General features: G+C 69.1%; 19 protein-coding genes and 1 pseudogene. 9 read left to right on the top strand and 11 right to left on the bottom strand.

Annotation, left to right across the window (positions count from 1 at the left end; translation table 11 throughout):
- Nucleotides 1–138 precede the first annotated feature (138 nt).
- A complete protein-coding gene (locus tag ACWPN7_RS13310) occupies nucleotides 139–849 on the bottom strand; it encodes a cation efflux transmembrane domain-containing protein (protein ID WP_349621366.1) in 711 nt (236 codons plus the stop codon).
- Nucleotides 850–901: 52 nt separating this feature from the next.
- Complete coding sequence (locus ACWPN7_RS13315; protein ID WP_459197966.1) at nucleotides 902–1840, bottom strand: cation diffusion facilitator family transporter; 939 nt, start codon at nucleotides 1838–1840, stop codon at nucleotides 902–904.
- Nucleotides 1841–2013: 173 nt separating this feature from the next.
- Here ACWPN7_RS13315 and ACWPN7_RS13320 point away from each other — a divergent pair, with 173 nt between their 5' ends.
- The 3 genes and pseudogenes from ACWPN7_RS13320 to ACWPN7_RS13330 all read left to right on the top strand — a co-directional run.
- A complete protein-coding gene (locus ACWPN7_RS13320) occupies nucleotides 2014–2451 on the top strand; it encodes a CBS domain-containing protein (protein ID WP_038528663.1) in 438 nt (145 codons plus the stop codon).
- Nucleotides 2452–2632: 181 nt separating this feature from the next.
- Complete coding sequence (locus tag ACWPN7_RS13325) at nucleotides 2633–3652, top strand: response regulator (protein WP_459197967.1); 1020 nt, start codon at nucleotides 2633–2635, stop codon at nucleotides 3650–3652.
- A 363-nt stretch (nucleotides 3653–4015) separates the two neighbouring features.
- A pseudogene (locus ACWPN7_RS13330) lies at nucleotides 4016–7534 on the top strand (indolepyruvate ferredoxin oxidoreductase family protein); the annotation flags it as partial.
- Between the two features lie 54 nt (nucleotides 7535–7588).
- On the opposite strand, the gene ACWPN7_RS13335 reads toward ACWPN7_RS13330, so the two are convergent.
- From ACWPN7_RS13335 to ACWPN7_RS13365, 7 genes are all read right to left on the bottom strand, one after another.
- The gene (locus tag ACWPN7_RS13335; RefSeq protein ID WP_014239959.1) at nucleotides 7589–8515 is read right to left on the bottom strand and encodes a hypothetical protein; all 927 of its coding nucleotides are present in this window, start codon (nucleotides 8513–8515) and stop codon (nucleotides 7589–7591) included.
- On the bottom strand, nucleotides 8512–10182 hold the full coding sequence (locus ACWPN7_RS13340) for a tetratricopeptide repeat protein (RefSeq protein WP_451991672.1): 1671 nt from the start codon (nucleotides 10180–10182) through the stop codon (nucleotides 8512–8514). The genes ACWPN7_RS13335 and ACWPN7_RS13340 overlap by 4 nt, the downstream gene beginning before the upstream one ends.
- A gap of 25 nt (nucleotides 10183–10207) precedes the next feature.
- The gene (locus tag ACWPN7_RS13345; protein WP_451991670.1) at nucleotides 10208–10873 is read right to left on the bottom strand and encodes an SGNH/GDSL hydrolase family protein; all 666 of its coding nucleotides are present in this window, start codon (nucleotides 10871–10873) and stop codon (nucleotides 10208–10210) included.
- A 169-nt stretch (nucleotides 10874–11042) separates the two neighbouring features.
- Nucleotides 11043–11996, bottom strand: coding sequence for an anti-sigma factor family protein (locus ACWPN7_RS13350; RefSeq protein WP_038528673.1), 954 nt, complete (start codon nucleotides 11994–11996; stop codon nucleotides 11043–11045).
- Nucleotides 11996–12505 carry a sigma-70 family RNA polymerase sigma factor gene (locus tag ACWPN7_RS13355; protein WP_014239953.1) on the bottom strand — a complete coding sequence of 170 codons (510 nt, stop codon included), beginning with the start codon at nucleotides 12503–12505 and terminating at the stop codon, nucleotides 11996–11998. The genes ACWPN7_RS13350 and ACWPN7_RS13355 overlap by 1 nt, the downstream gene beginning before the upstream one ends.
- Before the next feature lie 214 nt (nucleotides 12506–12719).
- Nucleotides 12720–13991: a YeeE/YedE family protein gene (locus tag ACWPN7_RS13360; RefSeq protein ID WP_459197968.1), complete on the bottom strand. Its 1272-nt coding sequence runs from the start codon at nucleotides 13989–13991 to the stop codon at nucleotides 12720–12722.
- A 39-nt stretch (nucleotides 13992–14030) separates the two neighbouring features.
- Complete coding sequence (locus ACWPN7_RS13365) at nucleotides 14031–14993, bottom strand: sulfurtransferase (protein ID WP_211113251.1); 963 nt, start codon at nucleotides 14991–14993, stop codon at nucleotides 14031–14033.
- A 262-nt stretch (nucleotides 14994–15255) separates the two neighbouring features.
- Between ACWPN7_RS13365 and ACWPN7_RS13370 the strand changes: the two genes are divergently transcribed.
- Entirely contained in the window at nucleotides 15256–15552 is a 297-nt protein-coding gene (locus ACWPN7_RS13370; protein WP_038528676.1) for a hypothetical protein, read from the top strand.
- Nucleotides 15553–15734: 182 nt separating this feature from the next.
- Here ACWPN7_RS13370 and ACWPN7_RS13375 read toward each other — a convergent pair whose 3' ends face one another.
- The gene (locus tag ACWPN7_RS13375; RefSeq protein ID WP_459197969.1) at nucleotides 15735–17657 is read right to left on the bottom strand and encodes a propionyl-CoA synthetase; all 1923 of its coding nucleotides are present in this window, start codon (nucleotides 17655–17657) and stop codon (nucleotides 15735–15737) included.
- Between the two features lie 182 nt (nucleotides 17658–17839).
- On the bottom strand, nucleotides 17840–18910 hold the full coding sequence (locus ACWPN7_RS13380) for an extracellular catalytic domain type 1 short-chain-length polyhydroxyalkanoate depolymerase (protein ID WP_459197970.1): 1071 nt from the start codon (nucleotides 18908–18910) through the stop codon (nucleotides 17840–17842).
- A gap of 297 nt (nucleotides 18911–19207) precedes the next feature.
- Between ACWPN7_RS13380 and ACWPN7_RS13385 the strand changes: the two genes are divergently transcribed.
- The 5 genes from ACWPN7_RS13385 to ACWPN7_RS13405 all read left to right on the top strand — a co-directional run bounded on the left by ACWPN7_RS13385 (nucleotide 19208) and on the right by ACWPN7_RS13405 (nucleotide 25060).
- Nucleotides 19208–19564, top strand: a complete 357-nt coding sequence (locus ACWPN7_RS13385) for a hypothetical protein (RefSeq protein WP_038531059.1) — start codon at nucleotides 19208–19210, stop codon at nucleotides 19562–19564.
- A 170-nt stretch (nucleotides 19565–19734) separates the two neighbouring features.
- The gene (locus ACWPN7_RS13390; protein WP_492273488.1) at nucleotides 19735–21540 is read left to right on the top strand and encodes a M3 family oligoendopeptidase; all 1806 of its coding nucleotides are present in this window, start codon (nucleotides 19735–19737) and stop codon (nucleotides 21538–21540) included.
- Between the two features lie 94 nt (nucleotides 21541–21634).
- Complete coding sequence (locus ACWPN7_RS13395; protein ID WP_051657892.1) at nucleotides 21635–22036, top strand: bacteriohemerythrin; 402 nt, start codon at nucleotides 21635–21637, stop codon at nucleotides 22034–22036.
- Nucleotides 22037–22297: 261 nt separating this feature from the next.
- A complete protein-coding gene (locus tag ACWPN7_RS13400) occupies nucleotides 22298–23641 on the top strand; it encodes an FAD-binding oxidoreductase (RefSeq protein ID WP_492273318.1) in 1344 nt (447 codons plus the stop codon).
- 72 nt (nucleotides 23642–23713) lie between these two features.
- Complete coding sequence (locus ACWPN7_RS13405) at nucleotides 23714–25060, top strand: ABC1 kinase family protein (RefSeq protein WP_459197972.1); 1347 nt, start codon at nucleotides 23714–23716, stop codon at nucleotides 25058–25060.
- The last annotated feature ends 7 nt before the right edge of the window (nucleotides 25061–25067 follow it).

Raw genomic sequence — 25067 nt, forward strand, 5'->3', positions numbered from 1 at the left:
TCCGGGCGGCCTTTCGATGGTGTGTGCGCTCACGCGCGTCGGCTGGCCGGCCCGGTTAGACGGGCCACCACCAACGACACGACAGGGAGGGCGCAACGAAAATCATGGCGTCGAGTTCGCCACAGGGATGCGGCCCTGTCAAGCCCCCTTGCCCAGCCCGGTCGGGTCGGCGGGGGCGTGCCACGCGCGGAGTTCCGCCACCGCCTGCCGCAGCGCCGTGACCGCGGCGGACAGCACCGTGGCGGCGATGACCGCCGCGACCAGATGGTCCGGCCAGCCCTGCCCCATCACCCAGGCCCCCGCCGCCGCCATCATCACCGCGGCATTGGTCAGCACGCCGTTGCGGGCGCACAGCCAGACCGCGCGCAGCGTCAATCCGCCGCGCCGTCCGGCGAACAGCAGGACCGCCACCGACAGGCTCGCCCCCATCCCGAGAAGCGCGACGAGGCTCATCACCGGCGCGTCGGGAACGGTGCCGGCGGTGGCGCTCCACGCCGTCGCGGCCACCACCGCCAGCCCGAGGACGGTGAGCGCCAGCCCTCGCGCCAGCGTCGCCCAGCCGCGGGACTCCAGCCCCCGCCCCATCATCCACAGGCCGACGCCGTGGGTCAGCGCGGCCGCCAGGAAATCCAGCGCGCTCGCCCGCAAGGCCATGGATTGCGCCTCCAGCCCCGCGGCCAGCGCGACGGCGGCCATCAGCCCGTTGACGAGCAGCGCTAGGCGCAGGGTCCGGCGGTAGTCGGCCTGCCGCCCGCCATTCGGACGACTGCCGCCCCCGCCGCTCCCGCAGGAGCCTCCACAGCAATTGCCGGCCATCCCGTCACCCTCCACCCGCGCCACGCGCTCCATTTATCAAGGACACTCTAATGTACACGGTCCGGACCGTCCACAGGACCGGCCGTCATTCCGCCCATTCCGGGTCGCTGGTGAAGACGATAGTGAGCCAGCGGTCGGGGCCTTCGCCACCGATCGCCGCACCCACCTCGTCGCGAATTTTGTCCCACTCCTCCAGCCTGCGCGGCGGCCATCCGCTCGGGACAATGAAGAACAGCTCGATCTGCCGCCCTCGGCCCACTCGCGCGACATAGGCGCGGTAAGAGGAAAAGCCGTGGCGCCGCACGATGTCCGACGCGACGGCGTCGACGTGCCGCTTGAGGTCGGCGGGCGTGACCAGCAGGACGTCGGCCAGCGCCCGCCGCATCGTGCCGACCGGGATCGGGATGACCACCAGACAGACCAGGGCCAGCACCGCCGGGTCGATGTAGGGCGACATCCATTGAAGCCGGGTGCCCTGGATCAGGTATCCGAAAACGAAGGCGACGAGCAGCGCCGCGGTGAGCGCCGCCGACATGATCCAGGCCTTCGCGTCGAGCGCCAGGAAATCGGAGCGGATTGTCCGGTTCGCCCGCGTCGCGAAGACCGCCATGCCGGCCGCGACGAGAACGGTCACCGCCGCGTAGACGATCGCGTGGTCGAAGGCGAGGTCGCGCCCGCCGGCCATCAGACTGCCCACGGCGTTGATGAGCGCGTAGATCGCCGCCCCCATCAGGAGGGTGGCGTTCAGCCCGAGGACCATGGGTTCGAGATGCCAGAAGCCCATGGTGAAGCGCTCGGCCAGCTTGCCGCGGCGCGGGCCGCCAGTGCTTAAGGTGGCGGTCGAGGCGGCGATCAGGTTGGACACCAGCAGCGTCACCATCGTCATGCTGGCGTCCACCAGCGAATAGATGCCGTCGAAGACGATGGCGAAGGAGCCCGACAGCAGGCCGAACAGAATGCCGGTGCCCGCCAGCAGCACCGTGACGGCGATAGACAGGCGAAGAACCTTCTGCTCGGTGGTCATGCGCGCTCCCTTTCCCCGTCCACACGTTGCACTCATGCATAGCGGCCCTGACGAGGCGGCAAAACCGATTTTCCAATCCGGACCGCCAAGCCCTTGCCGGAACCGCCGGCCGCTCCAGGCTCAATCCGAATCGGACCCCGCCGATTCGCCAACCCCAATGAGGGAGGGTGGACATGACCGTCGTTTCCGAGGTTCTGAACCGCAAAGGCCACAATGTCGCATCGATCCTGCCGTCCGAATCCATCCGGACCGCCGCCCGCACGCTGACCGAGCGACGCATCGGCGCCCTGGTGGTGTGCGACCGCCGGGGCCGGCTGGCCGGCATCCTGTCGGAGCGCGACATCGTCCGCGCCGTGGCGATGCATGGCGCCGACGCGCTCGACATGCCGGTGGAGGATCTGATGACCCGTCAGGTCAAGACCTGCCGGCCGGAGGACACGATCAAGGACCTGATGCAGATGATGACCCTGCGCCGCCACCGCCATGTGCCGGTCTGCAACGAGGCGGGCGATCTCGCCGGGGTGATCTCCATCGGTGATGCCGTGAAGGCCCGCCTGGACGAGCAGGCCCACGAGGTGGCCGTCCTGAAGGATCTTGCATTGGTCCGCTAGAGGCACCCCGGACCTCGACCAAGTCCCCGGACGGGGGAGCCGAAGACCAGGCGCACTCCATGAGGCGAAAAGGCTCCCCCGGTCGTGCGCCGAATGGCGCTAACACGTCTCCGCGTCCTGAAATCCCAGGGCGGCGTTCGGATATTCGGTAACGCTTCGTTCCCGAACCTTCGGACCCGACATGCCGCGCCGCTACCCGACCCACCTGAAGATCCTGGTCGTCGAGAACAACCCGCTGCTGCTGCGGGCGCTGCGGGACATGCTGGAGCATTGGGGAGTCGGTCAGGTCGCCCCCGCCGCCAACGGGCAGGAGGCGATGGAACTGCTGCGCCGGGAGCCCTACGACCTGATGGTCACCGACTGGGTGATGGAGCCGGTGGGCGGTGGGCAGCTCGTCCGCTGGGTGCGCGGCTCGGCCAGCTGCCTCAGCCCCGATCTGCCGATCATCGTCCTGACCGCCAACGCCGACGTCGCCACCGTGCGCGCCGCCTGGGACGCCGGGGCGGACACCGTGCTCGCCAAGCCGGCCTCCGCCGCCACCATCGCCCGGCGGATCGAGACCGTGCTGAACAACCCGCGCCGGGGCGGCCGCTCCCAAGCCGAGGCGGCCACGGCGAAGCCGACGAACAACAACACGCCGCCGCACTCCCGCCCGGCGCCGGCCCGCCCGGTGATCTCCTCCGCCCCTGCGCCGCTGCGCCTGCCGCCTCCGCCGCCCCGCCTGTCCGGCCCGTCCACGGCGGGAACGGGTCCGCTGCGCTCGACCGACCCGAAGATGGTCCGCCTGGTGCTGGCGCTCGACCGGATGGAGAGGGCGCTGGCCTGCCCCGACGCGCTGGGCACGCGGCTGCGCCACGCGGTGTCCGACCTGCAGTTGGCCGCCTCCGGCAACGCCGCGGCCACCGCCATCGTCGCGTCGCTGTCCACCTGCGTCACCTGGGTGGACCATGACGGGGAGAGCTTCCAGGAGGCGGCGCAGGCCCATATCGACGCCCTGCGCTGGACCATCAGCATCGGCGGCGGGGCGGACTCCTCCGCCGCCCTGCGGGTCATGATCGGCGCCCTGCGCGCGATGGTGCGCAGCCTCAGCCTGCGCGACGGCAGCGGCCCCAGCCTGTGGCCGGACGGTGCCTTCGGCGCGCCGGACCACGGGGGTGAGGCGGGCCCCTCCTCCGGTCATTCTCCCCTGCCGCCCGCCTGAAGACGTCCCATATCGGGTAAAGAGCCCCCACCCCAACCCTCCCCCGCTTTGCGGGAGAGGGTGCCTTCTGCGAAGCGGCGGCAGTTCCCTCCCCTGCGATAGCGGGGGGAGGGTCAGGGAGGGGGCAGCGGTCGAACGCATTGGAACGCGAGCGGGAATGTCCCGCCGAAGGGCGATTCCCGCCCGTCCGTTTCACAGCGCTGCGAGTGCCGGACCGTTCCTTGCTTTTTGCAGAAGGAGGCCCGGCGCCGGTTGCCGAATAAGACAGCCTTCGTTACCTTTTTGCTTGTCGAACAAACACAAGAAGCGGCGCGGCGAACGCGCCCCGAACAGCGCTTTTCAGGGCGCCACAAAGGGGATGGAACAATGGCTCTCGCAACCGTGACCCTTGACGACAAGTACGCGCTTGAACAAGGGCGCGTGTACCTGACGGGAACCCAGGCGCTGGTGCGCCTTCCGATGATGCAGCGCCAGCGCGATCTTGCCGCCGGGTTGAACACCGCCTGTTTCATTTCGGGTTACCGCGGATCGCCCTTGGGCGGCTTCGACCAGAATTTGTGGAACGCGCGCAAGTTCCTGGAGAAGAACCACATCCAGTTCCAGCCCGGCGTGAACGAGGAGCTGGGCGCCACCGCTGTCTGGGGCAGCCAGCAGGTCGGCATGTTCCCCGGCGCCAAGTACGACGGCGTCTATTCCATGTGGTACGGCAAGGGGCCGGGCGTGGACCGGTCCGGCGACGTGTTCAAGCACGCCAACGCCGCCGGCACGTCGCGCAACGGCGGCGTGCTGGTGCTGACCGGCGACGACCACAACGCCAAGTCCTCCACCTTCCCGCACCAGTCCGAACACGCCTTCATGCACGCGATGATCCCCGTGCTGAACCCGTCGGGCGTGCAGGAGATCCTGGATTACGGCCTGATCGGCTGGGCGATGAGCCGGTATTCCGGCTGCTGGATCGCCATGAAGACGATCGCCGAGACGGTGGACACTTCGGCCTCGGTGACCATCGACCCGCACCGCGTCAGCCCGATCGTCCCCGCCGACTTCCCGATGCCGCCGGGCGGCCTGAACATCCGCTGGCCCGACCCGCCGCTGGAGCAGGAATACCGGCTGATGAAGCACAAGCTGTACGCCGCCCTGGCGTTCGCGCGTGCCAACCGGCTGGACAAGGTGATGATGGCCTCGCCGCGCCCGCGCTTCGGCGTCGTCACCACCGGCAAGAGCTATCTGGACGTCCGGCAGGCCTTCGACGAGCTGGGCATCACCGAGGAGATGGCCTCCGACTGGGGCCTGACCGTCTACAAGGTCGGCATGCCCTGGCCACTGGAGCGCGACGGCGTGCGCCACTTCGCCGAGGGGTTGGACGAGATCGTCGTGGTCGAGGAGAAGCGCGCGGTCATCGAGAACCAGCTCAAGGAGCAGCTCTACAACTGGCACCCCGACGTCCGCCCGAAGGTGGTCGGCAAGTTCGACGAGCATGGCGAGTGGATTCTCCCCTCCGCCGGTGAGCTGTCGCCCGCGCAGATTGCCGTGGTCATCGGGCGCCGGCTGGAGCGCTTCGTCGACAACGAGACCCTGAAGCGCCGCGTCGCCTTCCTCGACGCCCAGGAGAAGCAGAAGGCCCATCAGGCCCGCGTCATCCGCAAGCCGACCTTCTGCTCCGGCTGCCCGCACAACACCTCCACCCATGTGCCGGAGGGCAGCCGTGCGCTGGGCGGCATCGGCTGCCACTACATGGCGACGTGGCTCGACCGCAAGACCGACACCTTCACCCAGATGGGCGGCGAGGGCGTGCCCTGGGTCGGTCAGGCCCCCTTCACCGAGGAGAAGCACATCTTCGCCAACCTCGGCGACGGCACCTACTACCACTCCGGCATCCTGGCGATCCGGCAGGCCATCGCGGCCAAGGCCAACATCACCTACAAGATCCTGTTCAACGACGCCGTGGCGATGACCGGCGGCCAGCCGGTGGACGGCACGCTGACCGTCCAGTCGCTCGCCAACCAGCTCCGCGCCGAGGGCGTGGGCCGCATCGTCGTCGTCTCCGACGAGCCGGAGAAGTACGGCATCGGCGACGGCCTGCCGCAATACACCAGCGTCGAGCACCGCGACGACCTGGACCGCGTGCAGAAGGAGATGCGCGAGGTCTCCGGCGTCAGCGTCCTGATCTACGACCAGACCTGCGCCACCGAGAAGCGCCGCCGCCGCAAGCGCGGCAAGATGGTCGACCCGGCCAAGCGCGTGATCATCAACGAGCTGGTCTGCGAGGGCTGCGGCGACTGTTCCGTCAAATCCTCCTGCGTGTCGGTGGTGCCGCTGGAGACCGAGTTCGGGCGCAAGCGCCAGATCGACCAGTCGAGCTGCAACAAGGACTATTCCTGCACCAAGGGCTTCTGCCCCAGCTTCGTGACGGTGGAGGGCGGGCAGCTCCGCAAGCCCAAACCGGCCGCCGCCAAGGCCGGCGCCGATGCGTCGGACCTGCGCACCCCCACCCTGCCCACGCTCGACCGGCCCTGGGGCATCTACGTCACCGGCGTCGGCGGCACCGGCGTGGTGACCATCGGCGCCCTGCTCGGCATGGCCGCCCACATCGAGGGCAAGGGCGTCGGCGTGCTCGACATGACCGGCCTCGCCCAGAAGGGCGGCGCGGTGACCAGCCACATCCGCATCGCCGCCACGCCGGAGGACATCCATTCCGTCCGCATCGCGGCGGGCGGGGCCGACGCGGTGGTGGGCTGCGACCTGATCGTCGCCGGGGCGGGCGACGCCCTGTCGAAGATGGCGCACGGCCACACCCGCGCGGTCATCAACACCCACGACACCATCACCGTGGACTTCCTGAAGAAGCCGGACTTCGCGGTGCCGGTCCGGGATCTGGTGGCCGACATCCGCAAGGCCTGCGGCGAGGGGGCGGTGAACGCCTTCGACGCGACCAAGCTGGCGACCGCGCTGATGGGCGACAGCATCGCCACCAACCCCTTCCTGATGGGCTACGCGTGGCAGAAGGGGCTGATCCCGATCACCGCCGAAGCCATTCTGAAGGCGATCGAGCTGAACGGCGTGGCGGTGAAGATGAACACCGACGCCTTCAACTGGGGCCGCCGCGCCGCCGTCGATCTGGCCGCGGTGGAGGCCGCCGCCAACCCGCCGCAGGAGCAGGCCGCCGCCAACGCCAATGGCCACGACCTGTTCATCCTCGACCAGCGCCGCCCGTCGGCCAGCCTGGACGAGGCCATCGCCCGCCGCACCGCCTTCCTGACCGATTATCAGGACGCGGCCTACGCCAGCCGCTACCACGCGCTGGTCGACTGGACGCGGCGCGTCGAGGGGCAGAGGCTCCCCGGCTCCACCGCCCTGACCGAGGCCGTCGCCAAGGGCTACTTCAAGCTGCTCGCCTACAAGGACGAGTATGAGGTGGCGCGGCTCTACACCGACACCGGCTTCGTCGAGCAGGTCGGGCGGATGTTCGAGGGCGACTACAAGCTGGTCTTCCACATGGCCCCGCCGGTGATGGGCGAGACCGGCGAGGACGGCGGCGAGCCGAAGAAGAAGCGCTTCGGTCCGTGGATGCTGAAAGCCCTGCGCCTGCTCGCTAGGGGGAAGCGCCTGCGCGGCAGCCCGCTCGACCCGTTCGGCTGGCTGGCCGAGCGCCGGATGGAGCGCCGCCTCATCGCGGACTACGAGGCGATCATGGGCGAAATCCTGCACGGCCTGACCCGCGACAACCACGCCACGGCGGTGGAGATCGCCCGCCTGCCGCAGGAGATGCGCGGCTACGGCCCGGTGAAGGCCCGCAACGTCGAGGCGGCCAAGGCGAAGGAGGCCGCCCTGCTCGACGGCTTCCGCCAGCCCGCCGCCCCGCAGCCGATGGCGGCGGAGTGACCGCAAGGTTGGGGACCGAAGCGACCGGGTGCGGGGGGCTTGCCTCCCGCACCCTCAGCGCGGCTGCAGGACGCCGATCTCCGCCAGGGCGGCGCGGTTGCGGGTGACGGCGGCGGCAAGATGGCGCAGGTGCTGCTGCTGAAGAGCCGGATTGGCGAAGGTGCGCAGATAGCCCTTCAGCACATGCTCCCCGAAGTTCAACGAGAGGTCGGCGTCCAGGTGATGCCCCTTCCGGGAGGTGGCGTGGACGACCATCGCCGGATGCCCGTCGAGCACGAAGCCATGGCGGTCCCGGGGGTCCGGCATCGTCACATCGGCCAGAGGCGCGTCGTAGACCTGCCACAGGCGCGCATCGAGCACCTCCACGCAGGCGGGATGGGGCAGAACCAGCGCGTTCAGCACATTCTGTTCCCACAGCGCGTGCTGCGGCACGCCCCGGCAGGTCACCGCCCATTCCGCCAGCAACCCGCGCGACACCCACAGCATCAGCGCCGACATCAGGTACGGCGAGTCCGGGTCGATCCCGCGGTCCCGCAACAGGCGTTCCGCCGGCGTGACGTAATGGCCGCCGCTGTGCAGTTCGTCCATCATGCCGCCGAAGGTCATGCGGTCGACCGTGTCGGTGGTGGCGAGCGCCTTGCCGGAGCGCCGGAGGTCATCCGCCAGCCGCTCGGCCACGGCGAGGTCGAGGGCTCCCACCATCATGTCGGCGTCCAGCCACAGCAGACTGTCCCACGCCTCGCCCGCGCAATAGTCCGACAGGTGCCCCTTGCACAGGTAGGGATGCGCGTCCGCCGGCAGGATCTTCGGGCGGTCGAGCAGCAGGCCGGCGGCGCGCAGGTAATCGCGCTGCCCGTCGGTCAGGCCGAAATCGCAGACGCGCACCCGCTCCAGCGGAAAGCGTCCCGTCAGCCCCTCCAGGAAGGCCAGCGTGGTGATGAAATAGCGCGCGTTGGCGCCGGTCACGCACAGTGTCGTCATGGTCGATCCTGCAAGGGTTCCTTCAGTGCCGCCAGATCGCGGCGCAGCCGCTCCACCGGCTCCGTCCAGTCGCCGAACACGGCTTGGCGGTAGAGGCGTGCCGTCGGGTACCAGGGCGAATCCACCCGTCCGCACATCCAGCGCCACTCCGCCCCTTGGTCGAGCAGCACCGCCACCGGCTTTCCCAGCGCTCCGGCGAGATGGGCCACGGCGGTGCAGGGGCTGATCACGATGTCCAGCGCCTGGATCGCCGCGGCGGTGTCCGCGAAATCGCGAAGCTGCGTCCCCAGGTCGAGGAACGGGCCGAGCGGGGTGTGGCGCTCGAGATCCGCACGGCCGTTGGCGACCTGGAGCAGGACGGTCGTCACGCCGGAGACGCCGGTCAGCGGCAGCACCGCCTCCAGCCCCGGCGAGCGCTGGCGGTGATAGGGAAAGGCGACCGAGCCGTGCCAGACCAGACCGGCCTTCAACCCGCTCAAGCCGGCCAACCGGTTCGCCCAGCGCCGCGCCGCCGCGTCCGGCGCCCGCAGATAGGGAGCGGCGGCGGGAACGCTGTCCAGATCGGTGCCCATGCGATGGATCAGACTCATGATGGGGATCTGGAGGTCGTGGGCCGGCGGCGGGCCGTCGAGCCCGGACAGGTCGTCCACCAGATCCGACGCGCGGAAGAGATCGAGCAAACCCTCCGGTCCGTGGAAGACCACGCGCATCCCCTGCGCCCGCAGCGGCCGGGCGTAGCGGATGAACTGGATGGCGTCGCCATGGCCGCGGTCGGCGTGGATCAGCAGCGTTTTGCCCGGCTGGACCCGACCGTCCCAGACCGGCCGGCTGTAGGACCGCGACGGCTGGAAGGTGGGCAGGCTCAGCCGCGCCTCGTAATCCGCCGCCCCGGCGCGCAGGCGCCCGTTGAGCATCCGCAGCGTCCCCCGCCCGGCTCGCGCCGTGTCCATCCCCGGCGACAGGCGCAAGGCGCGGTCGAAGGCGATCTCGGCCAGGGCGATCGCGTGCTGCCCCAGCCCGGCGAAGCCCAGGTTGGCCCAGTGCTCAGCGGTCGACGGGTCGAGCGCGACGGCCCGGCGCAGCGCCCCCCGCGCCTCGTCCTGCCGCCATGCCGCCAGCAGCGCCGCCCCCGCCGTCCCCCAGGCGGCGGCCGTGCCGCGCAGCACCGCCAGCCGGGCGAAGGCGTCGGCCGCCGCGTCCAGCCTCTCCGCCTTGCCCAGCGCCTCTGCCAGATTGTTCAGGCTGCGGGCGTGGCCGGGAGCCAGCGCCAGAGCGAGCCGGTAGAGCGCCACCGCCGCCGCGCCATCCCGCGCGCCCAGCCGCAAGTCGCCGAGATCGCAGGCCAGATCAGGCGACAGCACGCCGCGGCGCACGGCGCCGGCCAGCAGCCCCGCCGCCCGGTCCGCCCGCCCCTGGCGCTTCAGGCATTCCGCCTGGCTGCGCGGATAGTTGGGGTTGTCGGGCGCGCAGACGGACGCCCGGCGGAAGCGCGCCTCCCCTCCGGCGGGGTCGCCCGCGGAGACGGCCAGCACGCCCAGGATGTTCCAGCACTCGCCGTGGCCGGGGACCAGCGCCAGGGCGCGGACGATCCGGCGCTCCGCCCCTGCCCGGTCGCCCCGCTGGAGCGCGGCGGCGCCCGCGCGGAGAAAGTCCATCGCGTCGGTCACGCGGCCTCCGGTGCTGGTGGTCGGGTCATGGCGGCAGGTCCAGCGCGTTCAGGGCCTCCGCCCAGACCTCCGCGGAGCGGATGGGGTGGAGGTGATGGTCGCCGGGGTTCGGGCTGCGGAACGCCTCGGCGACCAGCCCGCTCTCCGGATCGGTGATGCGCGGCGTGATGTCGACGAAGGGCAGCCCGCGCACCGCCGCCTCGTCGCGCAGGCGCGCGTTGTAGCGGTGGGTCAGCTCGGTGCGCTGGCGCAGCGTGGCGGTGACCTCGTGCCGGGCGCGCGCGATCTTGCCCCGACTGTCGCCGTCCTGGATGGTCGGCAGCACCGCCCCGGTCAGCACCAGCGTGGGATAGCCGCCCTCCAGCAGATCGTCCACGAAGGCGGCGCAGGCGGCCACCGAGTCCTCCAACTGCCGCTCGACGCCGTCGCCGTGCTTCTGCGCCCGCCACCAGATGACGAAGCCACAATCGACCTCGCCGAGTTGGATCACCGGAATGGCGTTCGGATCGGCAGGCAGCAGCGCCTCCTTGAACAGAACAACAGCGTGCGTCTGGCTTTCCGGGTTGCGCAGCCCAATCGAGGTCGCCCCGGGAACCAGCAGACAGCGCGCCGGCCGGTCGAGCAGGCGGATCGTCGCAGCGATCTCGAAGGATTGTACATGGCTGTCGCCGATGAAGTACCAGCCCCGCATGCCCCACGTTCCACGCCGCCACCGGCGCATTGTGGAGCGGCGGCGGGGTGGGAGTAAACCGGGAAACGAAAAGCGGGACGTTGTCTCAACTTGAGCGCCCCAAGAGTCCCGTCATCTCGTAAGGGGGCGCGAGGGGTGGTGCCCCTCGATAAAATCCCCGCCTCCCCGCTTAGCTATCCTTCGGCTTGTGCGTGTCACTGATCGGCTGGACGCCGGCCGGCGGCTGGTCCTGCTGCTGCTGGGGCTGCTGCTCCTGCTGCTGTTGCTGCTGGGGCTGCTGGTTCTGTTGGGCCTGCGGCTCGGGGCGGCGCGGGCCGGCCTTGACGTCGTTGTAGACGGCCTCGGCGACGCGCAGCAGGTCCTCCTTGGACATCCGGCCGGCCAGCGCGTAGGCCAGCGGGCCCTCCACCCAGTAGATGGTCGCCACGTCGCCGTTCTGCGAGAAGCCGAACTTGGCCGGGTTGCCGGAGCGCGGGGCGCCGACGAACAGGGTGACGCGCTTGTTCGCCTCGTTCACGTACATATACTGGGCGCCGGCCCCCAGCTCGGTGGGCAGCGACCGCCCGCCGATCAGCCGCAGGCCGACCTTGTCGAGGTCCGGGCCGAAGACGTCGCGCCCGACGCGCTTGGACAGCCAGCTGTTCAGCTCGTCCTGGTTGTCGGCGCCAAGCTCGACCTGGAAGCGCTCGTCGGAGGTGTAGAAGCGGTGGGCCTGGGTGGCCTCCTCGGCGAAGGTCTGGAGCGTCTGGCGCTGCTGGACGACCGGCGACTGGTCGACGGCGCCGCGGCCCAGCCAGCCGCCGCCGGCCCCGCCGACGATCAGCATCACCGCCGCGGCCATGCGCACCCAGTGTCGGGCGTGCCAGGGGGCGGCGTTGTCGTTGCCGGGCATGCGCCCGCGCAGCTTGCCCGTCAGCTCATCGACCGGGCCGCTGGCCGGCTCGCGCAGCACAGGGTCGAAGAGTTCGTGCAGCAGCGCGGCCTGGGCGCGGTAGTCCTCTGCCCGGCGGGCGGCATCCGGGTCATCGGCCAGCCATCGCTCCACGAAGAGCCGGCGTTCCGGAGCCAGTTGCCCATCCACGTAGGCATGCAGTTCGTCGTCCGTTACGCAATGCGCGTTCATCACTTCACCCGCCTGAGGGCAACCGAGCCCTCGTTCGCCAGCTTCGCCCTGACCGCCTCGCGCGCCCGTGAGAGGCGCGACATGACGGTCCCGATCGGCACGCCGAGCGTCTCGGCGACCTCCTCGTATTTCAGGCCCTCCAGCGCGACGAGGAGCAGCACCTTGCGCTGTTCCTCCGGCAGGTCGTCGAGCGCGCGCATCATCTCGCGCAACTCCACACGTTCCTCCTGCCGGGCCGGCGTCACCAGCTTCGACTCGACGCTGTCCACATCGACCTCGTCGGGCCGCGACGCTTTGGAGCGGACCTGATTGACATGGACGTTGTGCAGGATGGTGAAAAGCCACGCCCGCAGGTTCGTCCCCGCCTTGAAGGTGTCGGCGCGCGCCACCGCCCGCGTCAACGCCTCCTGCACCAGATCCTCGGCATCCGAACGGTTGCGCAGCAACGCGCGCGCGTAGCGGCGCAGCGACGCAATATGGACTTCCAGCTCGACCCCGAACGTGCTCAACCGCGCACCCGATTGTTGCCTCGAAGGCTCCATGGACCGCCGGGTGGCGGATCATGGCACTCCTTCAGGTAGGAACGGGTGGCGCGCCCTCCCAGGGCCGAGCCCCCTCGCAAGGACCCGGTACGCCAGGATGAACGCCCCCCGCTCATCGTTTATTCCAGACTTTGATGCCCGTGCAGCAAAAATTCGGCAAAATCGAGGCGGGGGGTTGCGGTCAGTTGCGGACAAAGCGCCGCGGCAGGGTCAGGCCGGCCCACACACCGGCCAGGACGGTCAGGCCGAACACCCAGCCCGACAGGGCGCCGGCCATGGTGCCGGACAGCAGCGTGCCGACCGTGCAGCCCAGCCCGGTCATGCTGCCCCAGCCGAGCAGAAGCCCACCGCCGAGGCCGCGTGCGGCGTCCCTCAGCGTCGGGCGGCGCGGGGTGAACTGGCCGGCGGCCAGCGACGCGGCGAAGCCTCCGGCGACCAGACCGGCGACCAGCAGCCCGTTCGGCGTCAGCCAGCTGTCGCCCGGCACGGTGGCGCAGCCGGCGAAGCCGTCCAGCCCCTCCAGCCGCAGGGGAACGAGCCCGGCCTCGCTGCCCAACTGGCGGGCGGCGCTGCCGATGGCGGAGGTGACGCCCAGCGGCTTGAGCCGCAGGATCACCAGGAAGCCGATCAGCCCGACGCCCAGCCCGCCGATCCAATAGGGCCAGCGCCCGTCGAACCAGGAACGCAGCAGGTCCGGCAGGGTGTGCGGAGGCTCACGGACGGCCGTTTCGGGGGCGGAGGCCGCGCGGAAGCGCCAGAGCAGGGCCGCAAGGCCGCCAAGCGCCAGGAGCTGCACCGCCAGCGACCCGCCATAACCCAGATGATGGGGCAGCCAGACCACCGGGGCCGTGATGATGGTGGACAGGTAGAGATCGTTCCAGGTGAGGAAGCCGAGCAGGAAGCCGCCCGCCGCCCCGACCAGAGCGAAGGGGGAGACCGGCGAGCCCTCGCCCAGCCGGTAGAGATGGGCGCTGATGCAGGAGCCCGACACCGCCATCCCCAGCCCGAAGGCCAGACCGGCCAGCGCCAGAACCCAGCTCACCGGACCGATGTGGGCGTCGGGTGGCAGACGCGGGGCGACCGGGTTGGGCACCCAGGCCCCGAAAACGATGTGATAGCCGACCGTCCCCACCGCCAGGGCGAGCAGGATCGCCAGCAGGCCGCGCGGGTCGCGGCGGTCGATGAAATCGCGGGCGTGGCAGAGGAAGCAGAAGCGCGTCCGTTGCAGAATCGCGCCGAACGCCGCACCCAGCGTCAGCGCGAAGGCCAGCGACGGGCCGCCGCCGGGCTGCGCGGCCAGCGCGTAGGCCGCCGCCACGACCGCGCCGGCCAGCAGCAGGGGAAGCAGAACCCGCCCGGCCAGCGCGGTGGCGCCGGAAGCCGGGGCGGGAGCTGCGTGAAGCGTCGGGGAAGCCCGCAAGGCGGGCTCCCCGTTGCGGATCCGGGCCGTCATGCGACGGGTGTCAGTCGGCCATCCATCCATGGCCACCCGTCACTTGGCCGCCCAGACCGTACCGGCCGGGTTGTTCACCGGGACCCCCACGGCGTTGCCGTATTCGGTCCAGGACCCGTCGTAGTTCTTCACCTCATAGCCCAGCAGCTTGGACAGCGCGAACCAGGTGTGGCTCGACCGCTCGCCGATCCGGCAATAGGTGATGACCGGCTTGGAGCCGTCGATGCCGACCGAGGCGTAGAGCGCCTTCAGCTCCGCCACCGGTTTGAAGGTGCCGTCGGCCTCGTTCACCGCCTTGCCCCACGGGACGTTCACGGCGCCCGGCACATGGCCGGCGCGGATCGACAGCTCCTGGATGCCCTGCGGGGCGAAGACCTTGCCCTGGTATTCGTCGGGGGAGCGGATGTCCACCAGCTTGGCGTCGCTCTTGCCGTCGGCAACGGCGACCACATCGGTCAGGCGGGCGCGCAGGCCGGCGTTCACCTTGGAGACGGTGTAGTTGCTGGGCTTCACCTCAGCCGGCTTGCTGGACAGGGTGCGGTTCTCCGCCTCCCACTTCTTGCGGCCACCGTCCAGCAGCTTCACATTGTCCACGCCGTAGATGTCGAACACCCAGGCGCCCCAGGCCGCGAACCAGTTGTTGGTGTCGCCGTAGAGGACGACCGTGCTGTCCTTCTCCACCCCGGCCTTGGACAGCAGGGCCTGGAACTGTTCCTTGCCCACGATGTCGCGGCGGACGGTGTCGTTCAGGTCGGTGTGCCAGGAGAAATTCACGCTGCCGGGGATGTGCCCGCGCTCGTAGACGCCGGGGTTCACGCTGACCTCGATGACCTTCACCTTCGGGTCGCTCAGATTCTTTTCCAGCCAGTCGGTGGTGACCAGCGGCCCGTCCGGGGCGGCGGCCAGGGCAAATCCGGACATCGTCGTCACCAGCAGGGCGCCGAAGGCGGCGGCGAAATGGCGCTTGGCCAAACGGATTTTGCAGGGCAGTGGCGTGTTCATCGTGTCTCCTGGTTCGTCAGCGGTGCGGAAGCGGATCGGTGAAGCGAGAGACTGGCACGCCAGATTACACGGCATGGCTTGTGTTATTATTCATATAAAACTACTAGATAAATAGTTTTATCGCAAGCGCGATCCATTTCCCGGGGTGGGAAAGAATGTTTCCGCGGAGGATTGTGGCAAATTGCCGCTGCGCGCTGATGAATCAGCGAATTCGGCCCGTGGCTTGGCAAGATTGCCGGCACTGCGTCATAAGGGCGGGGCCATGGCACGCCATCACGACACCATCGAAATCCTGGTCACCGCCCGCCATCTGGAGGCCCAGGGCATCCGCCCGACCACGCGCATGCTGCGGCTGGCGCTGGGCGGCGGCAGCAACGCGGCCATCGCCCAGGCGCTGGCCGTGGAGGAGCTGACCCCTCTGGAGGAGCTGATCCGGCGACGGCGCGACCAGCTCGACCTCGACATCGCCAACGCCCGCCGCGTCCTGGCCGAACTGGAGGCCGAACAGGCCCGGCTGGACGAGCTGGACGACTCCCTGGCCGCGCTGGGCAGGGCTTAAAGCGGATTGCGATCCGCTTTGGACCGCGACGGCGGTCCTGGTCGCACATGCGACCGGAGCCCGCCGGCGAATGAGGCGATATGAGTCTAAAGCGAACGAATGTTCGCTTTAGCCGAAAAGGAAAACCCCTTCCCCGGCCGGTGCCGGGGAAGGGGCTTGGAACGCGGTGCCGGCGGAAGCGGTCAGCTCGCCTGATGCGTCTTGGCGTAGCCCAGAGACTGCAGCGCCTCGGCGATCTCCGGCAGGATGCCCGGATCGTCGATGGTCGCCGGAGTCTTGTAGTCCTGGTTGTCCGCGATCTTCTGCATGGTGCCGCGCAGAATCTTGCCGGAGCGGGTCTTCGGCAGGCGTTCCACGACCACAGCGCGCTTGAAGTCGGCGACCGGGCCGATCTGCTCGCGCACCAGCTGGACCACCTCCTTGACGATCTCCTTGTGCGGGCGGGTCACGCCGGCCTTCAGGCAGAGGAAGCCCAGCGGCACCTGCCCCTTCAGGTCGTCGGCCACGCCGATCACCGCGCATTCCGCCACGTCCTTGTGGCTGGCCAGAACCTCCTCCATGCCGCCCGTCGACAGGCGGTGGCCGGCGACGTTGATGATGTCGTCGGTGCGGGCCATGATGTAGACGTAGCCGTCGTCGTCGATGAAGCCCGCGTCGCCGGTCTGGTAGTAGCCGGGATAGTCGGACAGGTACGACGTCCTGTAGCGGTCGTCGGCGTTCCACAGCGTCGGCAGCGTGCCCGGAGGCAGCGGCAGCTTCACGCAGATGGCGCCGATGTCGCCGCGCGGCACCTCCTTGTTCTCGGCGTTCAGGATCTGCACGTCCCAGCCCGGCATCGGGCGGGTGGCGGAGCCGTACTTGATCGGGAAGAGATGCACGCCCAGCGGGTTGCCGGAGATCGCCCAGCCGGTCTCGGTCTGCCACCAGTGGTCGATGACCGGAACGTTCAGATTGTCCTCGGCCCAATGCAGCGTGTCGGGGTCCGACCGCTCACCGGCCAGGAACAGGGCGCGGAAGTGCGACAGGTCGTACTTCTTCAGCAGTTCGGCGTTGGGGTCCTCGCGCTTGATGGCGCGGAAGGCGGTCGGGGCGGTGAACAGCGTGCCGATCTTGTGCTGCTCGATCACCCGCCAGAAGGTGCCGGCGTCCGGCGTGCCCACCGGCTTGCCCTCGAACACCACCGTGGTGCAGCCGTGCAGCAGCGGGCCGTAGACGATGTAGGAGTGGCCGACGACCCAGCCCACATCCGACGCCGCCCAGTACACCTCGCCCGGCTCGACGTTGTAGATGTTCTTCATCGTCCACTTCAGCGCCACGGCGTGGCCGCCGTTGTCGCGGATGACGCCCTTCGGCTGGCCCGTGGTGCCCGAGGTGTAGAGGATGTAGAGCGGGTCGGTCGCGGCCACCGGCACGCATTCCGCCGGTTCGGCCTTGGCGACGGCCTCCGCCCAATCCACGTCGCGGCCTTCGACCAGGGTCGCGGTCTCCTGCGGGCGCTGGAAGACGATGACGCTGGACGGCTTGTGCTCCGCCTGCTCGATGGCGGCGTCGAGCATCGGCTTGTACTTGACGACGCGGTTCGGCTCGATGCCGCAGGAGGCCGAGACGATGGCCTTCGGCCGGGAGTCGTTGATGCGGGTCGCCAGCTCGTGCGGGGCGAAGCCGCCGAACACCACCGAATGCACCGCGCCGAGACGCGCGCAGGCCAGCATGGCGACCAGCGACTGCGGGATCATCGGCATGTAGAGGATGACGCGGTCGCCCTTCTCCACGCCCTGGGCGCGCAGCGCGCCGGCGAAGCGGGCGACCTGATCCTGAAGCTCGGCGTAGCTGATGGTCTGCACGGTCTTGGTGACCGGGCTGTCGTAGATGATCGCCGCCTGGGGGCCGCGTCCTGCCTCCACATGGCGGTCGACGGCGTTGTAGCAGGTGTTCAGGACGCCGCCGGTGAACCAGCGGTAGAAGGGCGCGTTGCTGTCGTCCAGCACCTTGTCCCAGCGCTTGATCCAGGTGATGTCTTCCGCCGCCTCGCCCCAGAATCCGTCGGGGTCGGACAGGGAACGGGCGTGGATCTGGTTGTAGCGATCGGCCGAGCTTTGGCTCATGGGGGCGTCCCTTATATTTTGTTTGGTTCGCGTTTCTCCGCAGCCGCGCAATGAACGTTCACGCAGCGGCCCCAATCTGCGTCAGATCTGCATCGTTTGGCAAACGGCATTCCGGAAGGTGCGGCGGGCTGTCGCACCACTTTGGTGAGTGCCGGACCCGCCCGCCGCCCTTCCGGCGGGTGTTACTGTTCCAGTTGCAGGAAGCCGGCGGCCAGCGCGGCGCCGCAGAAGCCGACATCCTCGATGTAGGTCTTCGTCTCCGACACCCGCACCCGCCCGCAAGGGCGCTGCGGGTTGCGGGTATCGATGGGCATGACGTGGCCGACGTCCTTCAGAAGCACCGTCTCCACCCACAGGGCGTTGGCACCCACCGGGGCGTAGCCCTGCCGCACGGCGCGCGCCGGCCAGGAGGGTTCCTGCCCGATGACCACCGGAGCGTCGGTCTTCAGGCCATGGAAGGCCGTCCACTGGTTGGTCAGGTAGAGGGCGTTCTGCGGGTCAACGGTGCAGTCCGCCGTCCCCTGGACGATCAGCACGCGCGGACGCCCGGCGGGATGCTGGGCGCGCTGGACCGCCTTCGTCCATTCGCGGCTGTCGTAGCCGCCGGAGCGCGCCTTCACCTCGGCGCAGCCGCGCATAACCGAGATGCCGCAGAGCGAGGCGGCCGACTGCATGCTCTGGGCGCACAGTGCCGGAACGCCCGCGAAGAGCGCCCCGCCCGCGAAGACCTGCGGGAAGTCAGCCAGCAGAACCGCGGCCATGCCTGCCCCCGCCGACAGGCCGGTGACGGACACCTGTTCCGCGTCCACCACCGGGCCGTTGGCGCCCAGCCCCTTGCCGGAGACGACGGCACCGACCATCGAGGCGATGGCCGCCGCCTCGCTCGGCACGAAGCCCTTCAACGGGCTGTTCAGCCGGTCGGCGAAGTTGAAGCAGCCGAGCGGGTTGCCGTACCGCCCGAGCCCTCCCGTCCCCACCATGGAGAACAGGTTGTGCTTCTGCGCCGGCAGCAGGGCGACGAAGCCATGGGCGTCGGCCATGTCCTTCCAGCCCGAATCCTCGAAGAAGGTGCGGGCGTCCTGCTCGCAGCCGTGCAGCAGGACCAGCAAAGGCACCTTGCCCCGCGCCCGCGCGCTGTCCGGCACATAGACCAGGGCCGACAGGGCGGTGCCCTGCGCGTCGTAGGCGCTGGCGGGCAGTTCGACGGGAGCCGGCTGAGCTGGCGCCGCGGCGACGGGAAGAAGCCACGACAAGAGGAAGAACACCGCCAAAACCGGCTTTCGTAAGCGCACCAACAATGTCATCGCCGCCTTCTCCTTTCCATACTAGGAGAATTGATTCGCCGATCATCAAATCTCCTCACCAGATTCCATAGAAAACACGCAACAATCACTTGTGAACCACTAATTTTCAGGTGACCGATCCGATCACATACTTGCGTATGACTGCGCTCATTTTTCACAGGCCGCAACGTCCTGTCGGTGATCGGCTTCCCTCTGCGGCGGCCTTGTCTCTGGCCTATTGGAGACCGGAACGCTATGCATGTCCCCATGAGCATCGACCCGCCCGTCTTCGGCATCCGCCCGATCCTGACCGTCGTCCACCCGAACGGCGAACGGCTGATCGTGGCCCGGCTGACCAGTCTCGGCGGGTCCAGCCAGTCCAACCGCTTCGTCCTGCGCCGCGCCGATTTCCGCGCGCCGTGGGAGCAGCCGGACAAGGGCTATTTCGGTTATGCGGAGGTCGCCCGCGCGCTCGACGCCAACGGCTGGCGCGGCTGCGCCATCGAGGCGATGCCGACCACCGACCTCGAGGAGCGGCGGACCCGCCAACTCGCCCGCAAGAAGCTGCACCTGCAATGCGTGGAGGCGGCGATCCGCCGCGCGCAGGAAAGCCAGACTCCCTGAGCGGGCGCCGCAGCGCAGCCTTCCCCCGAGCCCGCACGGCGCTTATATCCGGTTCCAAAGCTCAGAACGGCTCAAGCCCAGAACGGCCAAAGCCCAGAACGGAGGGACAGATGACCCGCAGCGCCACCCGGCACCCGATTGGCGATTTCCTTGGCGCTCCTCAGACCACCATGCCCGACACCGCCCTGGCCGCCACGGGGGACGGGCCGGACCTCGGCGCCCTGCCTTCCTGGGACCTGACCGATCTCTATCCGGGCATGGAGTTGGCGGAGCTGAAGGCCGACCTGGAGCGGATGGAGGGCGCGTCCAAGGACTTCTATGAAAAGTACGCAACCAAGCTGGCCGGGCTGGACGGCAACGCCTTCGCCGCCGCCATCCGCGAGTACGAGCACATCGACGAGGTGCTGTCGCGGGTGATGTCCTACGCCGGGCTGGTCTACAACGGCAACATGACCGACCCGACCATCGCCAAGTTCTACCAGTCGGCGCAGGAGCGGGTGAACGGCATCTCCACCCACCTCGTCTTCTTCACGCTGGAGATCAACCGGCTGGAAGACAAGGCGCTGGACGCCAAGCTGAAGGCGTCGAAGGACCTCGCCCGCTACACCCCCTGGCTGCGCGACGTCCGCCTGTTCCGCGAGCACCAGCTTTCCGACGAGGTCGAACGACTGCTCCATGAGAAGCATGTGGTCGGGCGCGCCGCCTGGAACCGCCTGTTCGACGAGACCATCGCCAGCCTGCGCTTTCCCATCGGCGGGAAGGAGCTGACCTGCGCGGAGGCGCTGAACCGCCTGTCCGACCGTCGTCCGGAGGTCCGCAAGGAGGCCGGGGCGGTGGTCGGCCGGGTGATGGGCGACAACATCCGCCTGTTCGCCCTGGTCACCAACACCCTGGCCAAGGACAAGGAGATCGACGACAAGTGGCGCAACTACAAGGCGCCCACCTCGGCCCGCAACCTGTCCAACCGCGTCGAGGACGAGGTGGTGGACGCGCTGGCCGCGGCGGTGAAGGACGCCTACCCCGCCCTGTCCCACCGCTACTACGCGATGAAGGCCAAGTGGTTCGGCCAGGACCATCTGGATTACTGGGACCGCAACGCGCCGCTGCCCGACGACGCCGACCGCAGCATCCGCTGGGACGAGGCGCGCGATCTCGTTCTGGGCGCCTACGGCCGCTTCTCGCCGGATCTGGCGGCGCTCGGCAAGCGCTTCTTCGACAACGCCTGGATCGACGCGCCGGTGCGCCCTGGCAAGGCGCCGGGCGCCTTCGCCCACCCGACGGTGCCGAGCGTTCACCCCTATCTGCTGGTCAACTACCAGGGCAAGACGCGCGACGTGATGACGCTCGCGCATGAGCTGGGCCACGGCGTGCACCAGATTCTGGCCGGCGGCCAGGGGCACCTGCTGTCCGACACGCCGCTGACCCTGGCGGAGACCGCGTCGGTGTTCGGCGAGATGCTGACCTTCCGCGCCCTGCTCGACCGCGAGACCGACCCGAAGCGCCGCAAGATCATGCTGGCCTCGAAGGTCGAGGACATGCTGAACACGGTGGTCCGCCAGATCGCCTTCTTCGACTTCGAGCGCCGCGTCCACACCGAGCGCCGCGAGGGCGAACTGACGGCGGAGCGGCTGGGCGAGATCTGGATGGCGGTGCAGACCGAAAGCCTCGGCCCGGCGCTGCGCTTCGACGAGGGCTACCGGAACTATTGGTCCTACATCCCGCACTTCATCCACTCGCCCTTCTACGTCTACGCCTACGCGTTCGGAGACTGCCTGGTGAACTCGCTCTACGCGGTCTACCAGGAGTCGGAGAAGGGCTTCGCGGAGAAGTATCTGGCGATGCTGTCGGCAGGCGGCACGCTGCGCCACCAGGAGCTTCTCGCCCCCTTCGGTCTGGATGCCAGCGATCCGGCCTTCTGGCAGAAGGGGCTGAACGTCATCCGCGGCTTTGTTGACGAGCTGGAAAATCAGCCCTGACCGGAGTTTCCCACCGGGTTTTCTTGACGGACGTCAAGAATCCCCAATCGGCGGATGGGTATGGTGGCCTCCAACGATCCCTTCGGAGAGCACCATGCCCACCCTCTCGATCCCCGCCTGGAGCCCGTCCCTGGAAGTCGGCAACGCCATCATCGACGCCGACCACAAGGAAACCGTCGAGCTGCTGGCCGAAGCCGCCAAGGCGTCGGACGCCGACCTGCCTACCCATTTCACCGCCTTCGCCCAGCACCTCCGCGACCATCTGGCCCGCGAGGAGGAGCTGATGCACCAGTACGGCTTCCCGCCAACGCCCATCCACGTCCACGAGCACAACCGCGTCCGTCTGGAGCTGGAGGGCATCGCCAAGCGCATGGCTGCCGGAAATCTGGCGCTGGTCCGCGGCTATCTGACCGAGGTCGTGCCGGAGTGGTTCATCAACCACAAGAACACCATGGACAGCGCCACCGCCGCCTGGATCCGCAGCCAGGGCGGCTGATCCACCACCCTCCACCGTCGAAGCCGCGCGAACACCGAATTGAGGGGTGGCTCCGTCCGGAAGAACACCGGATGGAGTCCTTTCCCGGATGGCCTGTGCAGGGGTGGAACTTTACCCTTGTTGCGCCAATCCGCTCCGGATATTCGCGAAAATTGCTGCTTTGACGTGGGAGGTGCTTGATGGGCGATTTCACGCTTCGCACCGCCGACCGGCGGGACGCGAACTCTTTCCGAGGACGCCGTCAACGATCTTGCCGCCCGCTTGCGCGGCCCGCTGCTGACCCCGCAGTCACCGGGCTATGACGAGGCCCGGACGATCTGGAACGCCATGATCGACCGCCGGCCCGGCCTGATCGCCCGCTGCGCCGGCGCCGCCGACGTCATGCAGGCAGTGCGCTTCGCGCGGGAGAACGGGCTGCTGGTCTCCGTGCGCGGCGGCGGCCACAACATTGCCGGCAATTCCCTGTGCGACGGCGGCCTGCTGATTGACCTCGGCGCGTTGCGCTTCGTCCATGTCGACCCGATCAGCCGGACGGCGCGGGTGGCGCCCGGCGCCACGCTGAGTGACCTCGACCGGGAGACGCAGGCTTTCGGGCTGGCCGTGCCGGTCGGCATCAACTCGACCACCGGCATCGCCGGGCTGACGCTGGGCGGCGGGTTCGGCTGGCTGACCCGCAAATACGGGCTGACGGTGGACAATCTGCTGTCCGCCGACGTGGTCACCGCCGACGGCAAATTCCTGCGCGCCAGCGCCGAGGAAAACGCCGACCTCTTCTGGGCCATCCGCGGCGGCGGCGGCAACTTCGGCATCGTCACCTCCTTCACCTTCCGCCTGCATCCCGTGGGGCCGATGGTGTTCGCCGGGCTGGTCGTCCATCCCTTCGCGGGGGCGGGCGACCTGATGCGCCGCTACCGCGACGCCACGGCGGCCCTGCCCGACGAGGCCACCGCCTGGATGGTGCTGCGCAAGGCGCCGCCCCTGCCCTTCCTGCCGCCGGACGTTCATGGCAAGGAGGTGGTCGTCATGCCCGTCATTTACGCCGGAGACGACGAGGCGGCGGCCCGCAAGGCGCTGGAACCGGTTCTGTCGCTGGGCACGCCCGTCGGCGAGCATGTCGGCCTCATGCCCTACGCGGCGTGGCAGGCGGCCTTCGACCCGCTTCTGGTGCCGGGCGCGCGGAACTACTGGAAATCGCAGAACTTCACCGGGCTGGAGGACGGGTTGATCGACCTGCTGGTCGAGGAAGCCGGGAGACTGCCCTCCGACCAGTGCGAGATTTTCGTCGGGCTGCTCGGCGCTGCGGCCAACCGCGTGCCGGCGGACGCCACCGCCTATCCGCACCGCGACGCCCTCTTCGTCATGAACGTCCACGCGCGCTGGAACACCCCGCCGGAGGACAGCGCCTGCATCCAATGGGCGCGCGGCGTTTCCGACCGGACCGCCCGCTATGCCACCGGTGGGGTCTATGTGAACTTCGTCACCGACGACGAACAGCGCGTCCAGGCCGCCTATGGGCCGAACTACGAGCGCCTGCGGGCGCTGAAGGCAAAGTACGACCCGACCAACCTGTTCTGCGTGAACCAGAACATCGCACCGGGTGGGTAACGACGCCTGTACGTTCCGGTTTCGTCCAGCCTGGGACTCGCCTTTCGGCCTCCACGCCCCCACCTATTCGGCATGCCGAACACGGATGAGAACAGGCTTGGCGGCCGGATCGCGCGGTATGCGCGGGTCGGAACCGCCGTGGGGGGCCTTGCGGCCCGTTTCGCCGGAGAACGGGTGCTGGGCATCCCCCTGGAGCGGGATCGCCACGCCGCCGAACTGCGCGCCGCGCTGGGCGGGCTGAAGGGACCGCTGATGAAGGTGGCGCAACTGCTGTCCACCATCCCCGACGCCCTGCCCCGCGAGTATGTGCAGGAGCTGTCCCAACTCCAGGCCGACGCGCCGTCGATGGGATGGCCCTTCGTCAAGCGTCGCATGGCGAGCGAGCTTGGTCCCACTTGGCACAAGCGCTTCCGGCACTTCGAACAGACCGCCGCTGCCGCCGCCTCTCTGGGGCAGGTGCACCGCGCCGTCGGGCTGGACGGGCAGACTCTCGCCTGCAAGCTCCAGTACCCCGACATGGCCTCCGCCGTGGAGGCGGACCTGCGCCAGCTCGGCCTGATCTTCGCCATCTTCGAGCGCACCGACAGCGCCATCTCCACCAAGCAGATCCAGGCGGAGATTGGCGCCCGGCTGCGCGAGGAGCTGGATTACGAGCGCGAGGCCAAGCACGCCCGCCTCTACCGCGCCATGCTGGCCGACACCTCCGGCGTTCATGTGCCGACGGTGGTGCCCGACCTGTCCACCCGCCGCCTGCTGACGCTGGAATGGGTGGAGGGCCGCAAGATCCTCGACTTCGTCAAGGACCATCCGGACGCCCGCGACGCGCTGGCGATGAACATGTTCCGGGCCTGGTACGTGCCCTTCTACGGCTACGGGATCATCCACGGCGACCCGCATCTGGGGAACTACACGGTGCGGCCCGACCGCTCCATCAACCTGCTGGATTTCGGCTGCGTCCGCGTCTTCCCGGCCCGCTTCGTGAAGGGGGTGATCGACCTCTACGATGCGCTGCAGACCGGCAACCAGGACAAGGCGGTGGAGGCCTACCGCACCTGGGGCTTCGGCAACCCGACCAAGGAGCTGGTGGACGTGCTGAACATCTGGGCGCGCTTCGTCTACGCCCCGATCATGGACGACCGCAGCCGCCGCATCGAGGAGACGAACTCCGGCCACTACGGCCGCGAGACCGCCGCCAAGGTCCACGCCGAGCTGCGCCGCGTCGGCGGGGTGGAGGTGCCGCGGGAGTTCGTCTTCATGGACCGCGCGGCCATCGGGCTGGGCTCCGTCTTCCTGCATCTCCAGGCCGAGGTGAACTGGTACCGGCTGTTCCAGGAGATGATCCAGGGCTTCGACGTGGACGTCCTGCACGCCCGCCAGACCGCCGCCCTGACCGCCCAGTCCCTCCCTTTGCCCGAATAGCCGCCAA

It is taken from the genome of Azospirillum sp. UENF 312511 (assembly GCF_058780635.1).

Bases quoted from the DNA above. Each gene is read 5' to 3' on its own strand.
- ACWPN7_RS13375 (WP_459197969.1), bottom strand. From the start codon at position 17,657: ATGAGCCAAAGCTCGGCCGATCGCTACAACCAGATCCACGCCCGTTCC.
- ACWPN7_RS13390 (WP_492273488.1), top strand. From the start codon at position 19,735: ATGCCCGACACCGCCCTGGCCGCCACGGGGGACGGGCCGGACCTCGGC.
- ACWPN7_RS13350 (WP_038528673.1), bottom strand. From the start codon at position 11,996: ATGAACGCGCATTGCGTAACGGACGACGAACTGCATGCCTACGTGGAT.
- ACWPN7_RS13345 (WP_451991670.1), bottom strand. From the start codon at position 10,873: ATGCGGGGCTGGTACTTCATCGGCGACAGCCATGTACAATCCTTCGAG.
- ACWPN7_RS13315 (WP_459197966.1), bottom strand. From the start codon at position 1,840: ATGACCACCGAGCAGAAGGTTCTTCGCCTGTCTATCGCCGTCACGGTG.
- ACWPN7_RS13320 (WP_038528663.1), top strand. From the start codon at position 2,014: ATGACCGTCGTTTCCGAGGTTCTGAACCGCAAAGGCCACAATGTCGCA.
- ACWPN7_RS13405 (WP_459197972.1), top strand. From the start codon at position 23,714: ATGCCGAACACGGATGAGAACAGGCTTGGCGGCCGGATCGCGCGGTAT.
- ACWPN7_RS13335 (WP_014239959.1), bottom strand. From the start codon at position 8,515: ATGACGACACTGTGCGTGACCGGCGCCAACGCGCGCTATTTCATCACC.
- ACWPN7_RS13325 (WP_459197967.1), top strand. From the start codon at position 2,633: ATGCCGCGCCGCTACCCGACCCACCTGAAGATCCTGGTCGTCGAGAAC.
- ACWPN7_RS13385 (WP_038531059.1), top strand. From the start codon at position 19,208: ATGAGCATCGACCCGCCCGTCTTCGGCATCCGCCCGATCCTGACCGTC.
- ACWPN7_RS13310 (WP_349621366.1), bottom strand. From the start codon at position 849: ATGGAGCGCGTGGCGCGGGTGGAGGGTGACGGGATGGCCGGCAATTGC.
- ACWPN7_RS13360 (WP_459197968.1), bottom strand. From the start codon at position 13,991: ATGACGGCCCGGATCCGCAACGGGGAGCCCGCCTTGCGGGCTTCCCCG.
- ACWPN7_RS13370 (WP_038528676.1), top strand. From the start codon at position 15,256: ATGGCACGCCATCACGACACCATCGAAATCCTGGTCACCGCCCGCCAT.
- ACWPN7_RS13395 (WP_051657892.1), top strand. From the start codon at position 21,635: ATGCCCACCCTCTCGATCCCCGCCTGGAGCCCGTCCCTGGAAGTCGGC.
- ACWPN7_RS13365 (WP_211113251.1), bottom strand. From the start codon at position 14,993: ATGAACACGCCACTGCCCTGCAAAATCCGTTTGGCCAAGCGCCATTTC.